General features: G+C 63.8%; 10 protein-coding genes. 9 read left to right on the top strand and 1 reads right to left on the bottom strand.

Translation table 11 applies throughout. The annotated features are described in order from the left end of the window. Nucleotides 1-139: 139 nt before the first annotated feature. Nucleotides 140-1,243, bottom strand: coding sequence for an IS4 family transposase (locus UP09_RS17505; RefSeq protein ID WP_044535962.1), 1,104 nt, complete (start codon nucleotides 1,241-1,243; stop codon nucleotides 140-142). 413 nt (nucleotides 1,244-1,656) lie between these two features. Here UP09_RS17505 and tolQ point away from each other — a divergent pair, with 413 nt between their 5' ends. The 9 genes from tolQ (at nucleotide 1,657) to tilS (ending at nucleotide 11,811) form a co-directional block, all read left to right on the top strand. Then, on the top strand, nucleotides 1,657-2,370 hold the full coding sequence (tolQ, locus tag UP09_RS17500; RefSeq protein WP_044539484.1) for a protein TolQ: 714 nt from the start codon (nucleotides 1,657-1,659) through the stop codon (nucleotides 2,368-2,370). A gap of 34 nt (nucleotides 2,371-2,404) precedes the next feature. Further along, nucleotides 2,405-2,872, top strand: a complete 468-nt coding sequence (locus UP09_RS17495) for a biopolymer transporter ExbD (protein WP_044539483.1) — start codon at nucleotides 2,405-2,407, stop codon at nucleotides 2,870-2,872. A gap of 35 nt (nucleotides 2,873-2,907) precedes the next feature. Then, nucleotides 2,908-3,843 (top strand): cell envelope integrity protein TolA, encoded by a 936-nt coding sequence (tolA, locus tag UP09_RS17490; protein ID WP_044539482.1) that lies wholly within the window; start codon nucleotides 2,908-2,910, stop codon nucleotides 3,841-3,843. Nucleotides 3,844-3,915: 72 nt separating this feature from the next. Then, nucleotides 3,916-5,247, top strand: a complete 1,332-nt coding sequence (gene tolB, locus UP09_RS17485; protein WP_044539503.1) for a Tol-Pal system beta propeller repeat protein TolB — start codon at nucleotides 3,916-3,918, stop codon at nucleotides 5,245-5,247. A gap of 184 nt (nucleotides 5,248-5,431) precedes the next feature. Continuing rightward, the gene (locus tag UP09_RS17480; RefSeq protein WP_044539481.1) at nucleotides 5,432-7,756 is read left to right on the top strand and encodes a putative bifunctional diguanylate cyclase/phosphodiesterase; all 2,325 of its coding nucleotides are present in this window, start codon (nucleotides 5,432-5,434) and stop codon (nucleotides 7,754-7,756) included. Nucleotides 7,757-7,926: 170 nt separating this feature from the next. Continuing rightward, on the top strand, nucleotides 7,927-8,664 hold the full coding sequence (locus tag UP09_RS17475) for an N-acyl amino acid synthase FeeM domain-containing protein (RefSeq protein ID WP_044539480.1): 738 nt from the start codon (nucleotides 7,927-7,929) through the stop codon (nucleotides 8,662-8,664). A 310-nt stretch (nucleotides 8,665-8,974) separates the two neighbouring features. Further along, nucleotides 8,975-9,469, top strand: coding sequence for a peptidoglycan-associated lipoprotein Pal (pal, locus tag UP09_RS17470; RefSeq protein WP_044539479.1), 495 nt, complete (start codon nucleotides 8,975-8,977; stop codon nucleotides 9,467-9,469). Between the two features lie 254 nt (nucleotides 9,470-9,723). Beyond that, on the top strand, nucleotides 9,724-10,737 hold the full coding sequence (gene ybgF / locus UP09_RS17465; protein ID WP_044539478.1) for a tol-pal system protein YbgF: 1,014 nt from the start codon (nucleotides 9,724-9,726) through the stop codon (nucleotides 10,735-10,737). A 51-nt stretch (nucleotides 10,738-10,788) separates the two neighbouring features. After that, complete coding sequence (gene tilS / locus UP09_RS17460) at nucleotides 10,789-11,811, top strand: tRNA lysidine(34) synthetase TilS (protein WP_044539477.1); 1,023 nt, start codon at nucleotides 10,789-10,791, stop codon at nucleotides 11,809-11,811. Nucleotides 11,812-11,993: the final 182 nt, after the last annotated feature.

Genomic DNA, 11,993 nt, shown 5'->3' with positions numbered 1-11,993 from the left:
TTACGTCTGGGAGGCTCGCGCAGATGTCGTTGGAGAGCGAGGCTGGCTCTGCGCAGACGCGCGATTGTGGGCTGGGGAATGATGGCTTGGAGCAGGGAGGCGATGAGCTGACGGAGCAGGCGCCATGCTGCAGGTCTGGTTAGGCGGCTTCGGCCAAGCGGGGAGAGTCCTCGAGTTCGTCGACAAGCGGCTCGAGCAGAAGAATGATCAGCAGGTGAGCGAGGATATGGGGTCTGGCAGACCGCTCGTCAGTTCCTGGAGGTCCTTTCAAGCCAATCAGGCTCTTCAGCCGCTTGAAGCCGAGTTCGATCCGCCATCGCAGCCGGTAAAGGGCAAGCAGATCAGCGGTTGTGAAGTCCTCGGGCTTGAGCGAGGTCACCAGGATCACCCAATCCGCAGCATCAAGCGTTTGCCTGGAGAGACGATGGCCTCCCTTCTGAGCCGTCCTGCGTGCCTTGCGCCGTGCAGCCTGAGCCGCATCTGCAGGTTTCTTGACGGCAACCAAACGCACAGCAAGCGGTGCTCCACCAGACTTGCGTTTTACCCAGATCGGCCGGTCGATGATGCCGCGTGCCGCGGCCTTGCGCAGTTCGGCGACGAGATCGATCAGATTGCCTTTGCGATCCAGCCAACAAGCGCTCTTCCAGCCCGAGCGGATCACGAAGTCCGCACCGGCCTCGACCAGATACGCCATGCGCTCCGGCTGCAGATAGGCGCGGTCGGCAAGACGGATCTCGCCGGCAATCAGCGGGATCCGGTCCAGCGTCTCGCCCGCGCGTTCGTCGGTCAGCTCGAAGTGACCAAAACGTTCTTGCGGAAGATCGAACGCACTGTGGATGCGCCACACCGCATTCTTCTGCCTGCCGCCGGTTCCAGCTTTTGGGACCGTCGTGGCGTCAACGATGCGGATCAGTCGACCGCGGCTTGCCTTCGGCGCACCGCTCGCAAGTGCCCGGCCTATCAGCTGTGCAAGCCAATCCCCGGACTGACGCAGCCGGTATAACAGAGCCACGTTGGAGATATCGACAAGGCCCACCGAAGTCGCCCATGCCGCCGTCAACCGCAGACCTCTCGTGCCCAGGCAATACGCAAGGATCAGCCGCAGCAGATCGACTGCATTGCTGATCTCGCGCGGGCGAACAAACGCCTTCGTCTCCCGCGCGCCAGCCTCCAGAGCCTCAGCTCCGCCCAGCCGCGAAACAACACGCGCCCAGTCTTCGTTCACAAGCGATTCGTTTCTCATCTCTTCTTGGAATCACACGTAAATCCAACGCGCAAATCCTATTTTAGCGCCTATGGGCCTGCGCCGGGACGACGGCTGTGGGTGTGGCGTCGCTCGGTCCTCGAAAGGGACAGCATCCGCCCCCATGGAACCCCGCAACCAGCTCACCTCGCGGCGTTTCCCGCCCCGGAATCTTCCTTTGGTAACTTCACCTTAACCATGATTAGCGTTTGGTTAGGGTCGGAATGCCGCGCGAAAAGCCCTCGTTTTGACATGTTGGCAGGGGAAGCAGGGCCCGGCTTTGGACGGGCCCCCCAATGCGACAGATGTAAAAGGCTCTCGCGCAGTTTTTGCCGCGCCCGGCGCGATGCCGTGGAACCGCTACCGATTTGCGGACCGCCGATGGGGACACTTGCGTTGAGAGGAAATTGCCGATGAATCCCGCCGACGTGGCTCAATCTGCTCTGCCCCTGGCATCGAGCGATGTGTCGCTGATCGCCTTGTTTTTGCAAGCCCATTGGGTCGTGAAGGCGGTCATGCTGGGATTGTTGTCCTGCTCGGTCTGGGTCTGGGCGATCGCGATCGACAAGATCCTGCTTTATGCCCGCACCAAGCGCGCCATGGACCGCTTCGAGCAGGCGTTTTGGTCCGGCCAGTCGATCGAGGAGCTCTACCGGACGCTGTCGGCCAAGCCGACCCAGTCGATGGCGGCCTGTTTCGTGGCGGCGATGCGGGAATGGAAACGCTCCTTCGACGGCCAGTCGCGCTCCTTTGCCGGCCTTCAGGCCCGGATCGAGAAGGTCATGAACGTCTCGATCTCCCGTGAGGTGGAGCGGCTGGAGCGGCGGCTGCTGGTGCTGGCGACCGTCGGTTCGGCCGGCCCCTTTGTCGGCCTGTTCGGCACCGTCTGGGGCATCATGTCGAGCTTCCAGTCGATCGCGGCTTCGAAAAACACCTCGCTGGCGGTGGTGGCGCCCGGCATCGCGGAAGCGCTATTTGCTACCGCGATCGGCCTGATCGCCGCAATTCCGGCGACTATTTTCTACAATAAGTTCATTTCCGAGGTGAACCGGCAGGCCCAGCGCCTGGAGGGATTCGCCGATGAATTCTCCGCCATCCTGTCGCGTCAGATCGACGAACGGGGTTGAGGGACAGAATGATTAGCCTTGTGAGCGCACAATCATGGCGATGAGCGTAGCAGGTCCGTCCGGCCGTGGCGGACGCCGCGGGCGCAAGCCTGTGATGGCCGAGATCAACGTCACGCCGATGGTCGACGTGATGCTGGTGCTGCTGATCATCTTCATGGTGGCGGCGCCGCTGATGACCTCGAGCATCGACATCGACCTGCCGGTCGCCAGCGGTGGCAAGTCGATCTCGTCGAACGCGCCGCCCTTGACGCTGTCGGTCAAGCGCACCGGCGGCAGCTGCAATTCAAGCGTTGATCTTTATCTCGGCGATGCGCCGATCGCCGCAGCCGACCTGCTGCCCAAGATCAAGGCAATCCGGGAGACCCGATCGGACGCCGAAAGCGTGGTTTACCTGCGCGGCGACAAGGACGTCTGTTACACTGACATGATGAAATTGCTCGGGGAGATCCGGGCCGCCAACTACAAGGCGAATATCGTCATCATCCCGGAAGGCGGGTCTTAAGGCCATGTGCGGCGAGCGGCACGGGGAAGCCTGATTTGAAGGTCAAGGTCGACAAGACACTGGCGGCGTCGATTGTCCTGCACCTCGTCGTGATCGGGTGGGGCCTCGTGACGTTTTCGACCAGGGCTTTTGTCATGCCGGAAGAAGATTCCGTCGCCGTCGACGTGATCTCCCCCGATCAGCTGTCCCATGTCATGGCCGGACTGAAAGACGGCAAGAAGGAAAATCCCAAGCCGCTGGTCGAGAAGGTCGCCGACGCCAAGCCGATCGACGACACGGTCGGCAAGATCGACGACAAGAAGCCGCCGGTCGTGACCGAGACCGCGCCGCCGCCGACGCCGAAGGTGGAGGAGAAGCCGGAAGAGAAGAAACCGGATCCGCCGAAGAAGGTCGAGAACAAGCCGAAGGAAGAGCCGAAGCCGGTCGAGAAGAAGCCCGATCCGGTGAAGCCCGATCCGATCGCCGAAGCGATCAAGAAGGAAGAGAAGAAGCCGCCGCCGAAGCCGGTGCAGCAGGCCGCCAAGCCGCCGCCGGAGCAGAAGCCGAAGGAGCGTACCTTCGACCAGAGCAAGATCGCCGAGCTGATCAGCAAGACCGATCCGACGCGTACGGCGGCGACCGGCGACACGCTGAATTCCAACGCCTCGCTCGGCACGTCGAAGGGCAAGGCCGCCGACAATTCCGCGACCTGGGGCGCGATGTTCAAGCAGCAGGTCGAACGCTGCTGGAAGAAGCCCTATGGCGGCATCGAGGCGCAGCAGACCGAGGCCGTATTCGATATCAAATTGAAGCGCGACGGAACGCTCGAAGGCATGCCGGTGCCGGAAGGCACGCCGGCGACACCTTATCTGCGCGTCTACCAGGAGAGTGCGCTGCGGGCGATCATCCAATGCCAGCCGTACAATCTGCCGGCGGCCTTCTTCGAGGAATGGAAATATTTTGCGCCGGTGTTCACAGAGCGAAAGACCTGAGGGCGACCGCGTCGCTTGGCCAATAGCAAACAAAGTCTCCTGACAATGACCGACAAAGATAATTTGCGTGCGATGGCGTTTCGGCTGGACCGCCGGCAGATGATTTCCGGGATGGCCGCGCTCGGCGCGCTCGCGGGAAGCCGCAGCGCGTGGGCTCAGGGGCCGAAGAAGGTTATCATCCCCGAAGGCGACTTCGCGCCGCTGCCGATCGCGATCCCAAATTTCGCCGCCGGCACGCCGGGCGATGCCGAAGTCGGCGTCGGGGTCACGCAGGTGATCACCAACAATCTCAAGCGCAGCGGATTGTTCGCGCCGATCGACCAGGCGGCCTATATCGAGAAGCAGGTCAACATCGACGCGGCGCCCAATTTGAACAACTGGAAGAGCATCAACGCGCAGGCGCTGGTGATGGGACGCATGACGCGGCAGGCCAACGGGCGCGTCAAGGCGGAATTCCGCCTCTATGACGTCAACACCGGCCAGCAGCTCGCCGGCAACGCTTACGACACCTCCGCTGATTACTGGCGGCGCATCGCGCACATCATCTCCGACCAGATCTATGAACGGATGACCGGCGAGAAGGGCTATTTCGACACCCGCGTCGTGTTCGTCGACGAGAGCGGCTCCGCGGAGCGCCGCGTCAAGCGGCTGGCGCTGATGGACCAGGACGGCGCCAATGTACGCTATCTGACCCGCGGCGCCGAGCTCGTGCTCACCCCGCGCTTCTCGCCGTCGACCCAGGAGATCACCTATATGGAGTTCGGGCAGGGCGACCCGCGCGTCTATCTGCTCAACATCGAGACCGGCCAGCGCGAGGTCGTCGGCAACTTCCCGGGCATGTCGTTCTCGCCGCGCTTCTCGCCGGACGGCCAGCGCGTCATCATGAGCCTGCAGCAGGGCGGCAACTCCAATCTGTTCGTGATGGATCTGCGCTCGAAGCAGTTGACGCGGCTGACCGACACGCCCGCGATCGATACCTCGCCGTCCTACGCGCCCGACGGCTCGCGGCTCTGCTTCGAGTCCGATCGCGGCGGCAAGCCGCAGATCTATGTGATGGCGGCGACCGGCGGCGCGGCGCAGCGCATCTCGTTCGGCGACGGCACTTATTCGACGCCGGTGTGGTCGCCGCGCGGCGACTACATCGCCTTCACCAAGCAGGGCGGCGGGCAGTTTGCGATCGGCATCATGAAACCCGACGGCTCGGGCGAGCGCATCCTGACCTCAGGCTTCCACAATGAGGGCCCGACCTTTGCACCGAATGGGCGCGTCGTGATGTTCTTCCGCGATCCCGGCGGTAGCGGCGGACCGTCGCTGTTCACGGTCGACGTCTCCGGCCGCAACGAGCTGAAGGTGCCGACGCCGGGTTTTGCGTCCGACCCGGCCTGGTCGCCGCTGTTGTCGTGACGCGAAGCTGATAAGGTACGAGGGACCCCGTAGTTATCAGGCAGTTCTTGCCTACCTGATTGATATTTCAGGTAAATTTTTGCACTGCGCGGTCCGCGACAATGACTCGCTAACGATGTTCCCTCAGAAAGACTTCATCTGCGGCGCGTAGAAGTGCGACGTGACAAGGACGCGCGCCCCCACAATGCAGTTTGCAAGTCAGACGGGAGAACCGGACCAGTCGATGTCGCCGACGATCTCCGCGGCGCTGGTCGATTCCCTGTTCATGAATCCTGCGCCGATGATTTTTGGCGCCTTCGGCCCCGCGATTGCCGGCGCGGTGATCGCGGCTGTCACCGGCGATCTGCTGTGCTGGCTGTGCGTGCCGCTCTTCATCGTGGTGGGGTTGGCGCGCGCGCTGCAGATGTACCGCTACAAGCAGCGCAATTCCCGCCTCACCGTCGAGGAGTCGGTGGCCTGGGAAAGGCGCTATCGGATCGGCTCGATTGCCTATGGCGTTGCGCTCGGCATCTGGGGCGCCACCGTGCTGCTCACGACCAGGGATTCCGCCGCCCACATGCTCTGTGTGACGACGGTGGTCGCCTATACGTCGGCCGGAGTGGGGCGTACCTTCGGCCGGCCGCAGATCTTTCATCTTCATCTGTTGCTGTCGATCGGTCCCCTGATCGCGGCGCTGACGTATGTCGGCGGTGCCTATTACATCGCGCTCGCGCTGCTCAGCTTTGTTTTCTTCAGCGCCATCCGGCACCTCACCTCGAGCCTCCAGCGCATCTACGTCAACGCCTGGATCGCCAAGGAGCGCGAAGCGGCGCTGGCCGGGCAGTTCGATACTGCCCTGAACAACATGCCGCACGGATTGTGCATGTTCCGCGCCGACGGGCGTCTTGCGGTGATGAACCACCGCTTCATCGAGATGATGCAGCTGTCGGAGGATTTCGTGCAGCGCAGCGCGGGCGCCTCTGACGTCTGCAATGCCTGCGTGCTGTCCGGCTCGATCTCGGCCGCGACCGCCAGGCAGATCCTCTCCGAGATCGAGAGTTCGCAAGCCGGTGACATCGTCACCAGCGATCCCGACGCGAGCAAGAACCGCGCGTTGTCCTGGACCTTCCAGCCGATGAGCGGCGGCGGCACCGTCGTGCTGGTCGAAGACATCACCGAGCGCAAGGACGCCGAGGCCAGGATCAGCCACCTCGCGCGCTATGACGAACTGACCGAACTGCCCAACCGCGTCAATTTCCGCGACGAGATCGGCCGCCTGCTTGCCCGGCATGGCGGCGACCAGCGCTCGGCCCTGCTGTTCGTGGACCTCGACCAGTTCAAGCAGGTCAACGATACGCTCGGCCATCCCTGCGGCGACCAGCTCTTATGCGCGGTCGCCGAGCGGCTGCGCGAGATGCTGCGGCCGGAGGATTTCGTCGCGCGGTTCGGTGGCGACGAGTTCGTCGTGTTCCAGCAGAACATCCATTCGCACGAAGATGCCGCAGGGCTCGCGCGACGCATCGTCGACCGCCTGAGCGAGCGCTACAAGATCGACAACCATCTGGTCGAGATCGGCGCCAGCGTCGGCATCGCCATGGCGGCGCCCGGCGTCAGCGCCGATACCCTTCTCAAGAACGCCGATATGGCGCTGTACCGCGCCAAGGCCGACGGCCGCGGCACCTTCTGCTTCTTCCGCGAAGAGATGGCGCAAACCGTCGAGGCCCGCCGTATCCTCGAACTCGACCTGCGCAAGGCGCTGGCCAACGAAGAGTTCGAGCTGTTCTATCAGCCGCTGATCAACCTGAACTCCGGCAAGGTGACCACTTGCGAAGCGCTGCTGCGCTGGAACCATCCGGTGCGCGGCACGGTCTCGCCCGTCGACATCATTCCGGTTGCCGAGGATATGGGCCTGATCGTCGACCTCGGCCGCTGGATCCTGCGCAAGGCCTGCATGGAATGCATGAAGTGGCCGGACGCGGTCAGCGTCGCCGTCAACTTCTCGCCGCAGCAGTTCCATCAGCGCGACGTGCTGAGCGAAGTGCGTTATGCGCTGGAGGTCTCCGGCCTGCCGGCGCACCGGCTCGAGATCGAGATCACCGAATCCTCGCTGTTGCACAACACCCAGCTGACCCACGACGTGCTGTCGCAGTTGCGGACGCTCGGCGTGCGGATCTCGCTCGATGATTTTGGCACCGGCTACTCGTCGCTCAGCTACCTGCACAATTTCCCGCTGCAGAAGGTCAAGATCGATCGCTCCTTCCTCGAAGGCATCGACAGCGACCGTCCGCTGACGCTGCTGCGCGGCGTGGCGCGGCTGTCCGCGGACCTCGGCATGGCGGTTGTGGTCGAGGGCATCGAGACCAACGAACAGCTCGAGCTGATCAGCGCCGACGGCGCAGTGACCGAGGCGCAGGGCTACCTGTTCAGCCGGCCGGTTCCCGCGGTGCGCATCCGCCAGCTGCTCAACGCGTCGCACGGCCGCCGGACCGACGAGCAGCTGCACGTGGTTCCCTCGCGATCGATCGCCTGACCCGGAACCACATCTTCAATTATTGGTTGTAGTAAGTTGTAGCCGCACGGAGCAGAATGCACTCTTGCGGTCACAGGTTAACTGTATTGCGGCGATTGCTTTGACGAAAATTAAGAAGCTGTTAATCTTTTTTGACGCGCGCGTAAGTTGTTGAATGTCAGGAGTACCACATGAGGTCCGCGGCAGAAGTTATCAAGCCCGCGACAGGAAGGCTTGCGGACCCACTGGACCAAGTCGACTATCGCCTTGCCCAAACTCCGGAGCAGAAGGACGAGATTTACCGGCTCCGCTACCGTGCTTATTTGCGTGAGGGCGCGATCCGGCCGTCGGCGGACGAGCGGGTTGTCGATCAATTTGACGACGCGCCGAATGCCTGGGTCTTTGGCGTTTACCTGCAGGGCGAGCTCTGCAGCTCGATTCGAATCACCGTCGCGACCCCGGAGTTGCGCACCTCGCCTACGGTCGAAGTGTTCGGCGACGTGCTCCATCCCAAACTCGATCAGGGCCTGGTCTTCATCGATTCAACGCGCTTTGTCGCGGATCCCGAGAAGGCGCGAAGCTTTCCGGAACTACCCTATGTCACGGTACGCCTTGGCTCGACTGCCGGGGTGCATTTCAATGCCGATTACGGCCTGGCGCCGGTTCGTCCCGAGCACATGGCCTTCTACCGTCGGGTATTTCTGCACGAGACCTGGTCCGAGGCGCGTCTCTATCCTGGGCTGGTGAAGCCGGTTGGGCTGATGGCGGCGCATCTGCCGTCGGTGCGGGAGAGGGTGCTTGCCCGCTATCCGTTCCTGCGCTCGAGCGCGTTCGAGCGGCGCATGTTGTTCGAACGCAGCGAGAGCCGATCCCTGCCCGACGCTCTTGTCAGGCCGTTCGAGCGCGCCTCGATCGTGCCCAATTCCTGAGGGGAAGCCGCCGGCGCTCGCCGATCTCGTTGCGGCCGCCCGCCCTCGCGTCAAACGCAACTATCTGTCGCGCAGTGGCCGTTCGCGGGCTCGAAATTGCCTGCAAAAGCGATCGGTTCCGGCGAAGCTTGCCTTCTCTTCACCGTCGCGCCACATTTGCCACCCATTAACCATCGGGGGCGCTTTTCGTCATTGCCCGGCATTTGACGGGGTCTGGCAAGGTTCCATCAAGGTTGACGGAACGTTCGCTTAACCATCGCCCTGTAGACCGGATGGACAGTACGAAGAGCGTGAGCGTGGAGGCTCCCGAATGAAATATCAAATGCGTATCCTCCAGGGTATGAAGCTGGCGGCGGTTCTTGCCGTGGCGCTGTCGATGGGTGCGTGCGCCAACAAGAACGGCATGGGTGCCGATGGCGCCATGGCGAGCGCCGCGACCCCGGGCAGCCAGCAGGATTTCGTGGTCAATGTCGGCGACCGCGTGTTCTTCGAGAGCGACCAGACCGATCTCAGCCCGCAGGCGATTGCGACCCTCGACAAGCAGGCGCAGTGGCTGCAGACCTACAACCGCTATGCCTTCACCATCGAAGGTCACGCCGACGAGCGCGGCACCCGCGAATACAACATCGCGCTCGGCGCACGCCGTGCCCAGTCGGTCCGAGCATACCTCACCTCACGCGGCATCGATGCGAGCCGCATGCGGACCATCTCCTACGGCAAGGAACGCCCGGTCGCGGTCTGTAACGACATTTCCTGCTGGTCGCAGAACCGCCGCGCCGTCACGGTGCTGAACGCGAGTTCCTGAGCGATCATCTCGGCCAATCTTTCAACCGGCGCCTTCGGGCGCCGGTTTTGTTTTGGGGCGTGCGATAGCGGAGCCAGCGTTCCGTCAGCTTGATGAACGGAGCTGCGCGCAACTGCCTGCTTGCTTGTTCCGTTTCTGGCACTAAACCATACCCCTGCAATGCAACGCCGGGTCCGGAACGCAAGTCACAATTCCGGCGTACTCCGTCCCCCAATGTGACCAGCTTTTCACGTCGATCTCGTCGTCAGGGCAAAATGTCATCCAGGCTTCTTTTCCTTTCTTCCGCCGCGGCGATCGCGGCGATGTTTGCCGTTTCCTCGCCGGCCTTTGCGCAATCAGACGACTCCGATGCCGAGATGCGGATCGAGCGGCTCGAGAACCAGCTACGGCAGTTGACCGGACAGAACGAGGAGTTGCAGTACCGCAACCGCCAGCTCGAGGACCGGCTGCGCCAGCTCGGCGCCCAGCCTGCGGGTCCGGGCGGACAGCCGCCCGCGGCCCAGCCGAATGTCGCGGCGGTGCCGCCGGCGCAGCAGCCCCAAGCCTATCCGCAGGCCCAGTCCCGGCAGCAGGGCGGCTATGACCAGCAACAGCAGATCGCTGCTCCCGCGCCGATCGTACAGGAGCCAGCGACGGCCGCAGTTCCCGGCCGCCGCAGCCGTGGCGACGCGTTCGATCCGAACCAAAACCCGAACGCCCCGGGCGCACCGCGCGCGCTGGGTGGCGGGCAGCTGCCGGTCTCCAATGATGCCGTGGTCGGTGCTCCCGGCGGCCGCGCCGCGGGCGAGCCGCTCGATCTCGGCAACACCAGTCCGCGCGACGCGGGTGGTCCGCCGCAACGCGCCCCCGGTGCCAGCGCCGCCCTGACCACGCTGCCGCCATCGGCTACGCCAAAGGACGAGTTCGACCTCGGCATCGGCTACATCCAGCGCAAGGACTACGCGCTCGCCGAAGAGACGATGAAGAATTTTTCGCAGAAATATCCCGCTGACCCGCTGGTCGCGGATTCGCAATACTGGCTCGGCGAGACCTATTTCCAGCGCCAGCAATATCGTGACGCCGCCGAGACCTTCCTTGGTGTCACGACCAAGTTCGACAAGTCGGCCAAGGCGCCCGACGCGCTGCTGCGGCTCGGCCAGTCGCTCGCGGCGCTGAAGGAAAAAGAAGCCGCCTGCGCCGCGTTCGGCGAGGTATCGCGCAAATATCCGCGCGCATCCGGTGGCGTGAAATCCGCCGTCGACCGTGAGCAAAAGCGGGTGAAGTGCTAAACCAGCGACGGGGAGGTCGTTTCCGGCCTCTCACGACATGCTGGTCCTGCGATGCCTGACGACCAATCCGCCATCCCGGCAAGGGACGCCAAACGGCTGTTCGCGGGCCTGGCGTCCGCGCCCGCGATCGTGCTCGCGGTGTCGGGCGGTCCCGATTCCGTGGCGCTGATGTGGCTTGCCGCACGCTGGCGCCGCGGCCTCGCACGCGGGCCGCGATTGATCACCGTCACCGTCGATCACGGCCTGCGCAAGGAGGCCGCCCGCGAGGCCCGCGACGTCAAACGGCTGGCGCAAAGTCTGGAGCTGCCGCATCAAACATTGCGCTGGACCGGCGCCAAGCCGAGCACCGGATTGCCGGCGGCCGCCCGCGAGGCGCGCTATCGCTTGCTGGCACAGGCCGCGCGCAAGCACGGTGCCACCCACGTCCTCACCGCGCATACCCGCGACGACCAGGCCGAGACGCTGTTGATGCGGATGCTGCGCGGCAGCGGCATTGCGGGTCTGGCGGCGATGGCGCGCGAGACGGAGCGGGAGGGGCTTCGGCTGGCGCGACCGTTGCTCGATATCTCCAAGGCACAGCTGATCGCGACGCTGAAGAAGGCTGGCGTCGGCTTTGCCAACGATCCGACCAATCGCGATCCAGCCTTCACGCGTCCGCGGCTGCGCGCGCTGATGCCGGCGCTGGCGGAAGAGGGCGGTGACGCACGGAACCTGGCGCGGCTCGCGGCGCGACTTGCGCGCGCCAATGCGGCCGTGGAGGTGCTCGCCGACGGCGCCGAGCGCTATCTTGCGTTGAGGGACCAAAGTACCGCTCGCGTTGGCTTCGATGCGGCGCTGTTTGCGGCGATGCCCGAGGAGATCCGCCTCCGCCTCCTCAAGCGCGCCATTGACCGGACCGGACACGAGGGGCCCGCCGAACTTGGCAAGGTCGAAACCTTGCTTGCGGCTTTGGATCGCGCCGTGGCGGAGCGCGGGCCAAGGCTGAAACAGACCCTGGCGGGGGCGATTATCAGCGTTGCCGGCGGTCGTATCCGGGTCGAGCCGGCGCCGCGCCGCCGCACGCGTTCCGGGTGAGTTTGGCCGATTGTTTCAATCGCTGTCATAATCCGGTGGGGAGGCTTAACTAACCCCGGAAAACACCAGATTTGGCGCCATTATTTGACCGGGAATCGCGCTAGGATGCGTTAAATAGTCCTGCGTGGTTCCCTTGGCATCGACCCCTGCGGCACCTAAATTGATATCATCGACGGGATAGA

This window comes from Bradyrhizobium sp. LTSP885, from assembly GCF_000938305.1.
Taxonomy (GTDB): Bacteria; Pseudomonadota; Alphaproteobacteria; order Rhizobiales; family Xanthobacteraceae; genus Bradyrhizobium.
Note: the sequence above shows the minus strand (reverse complement) of the source record. Positions and strands in the feature narration are given on the sequence as shown.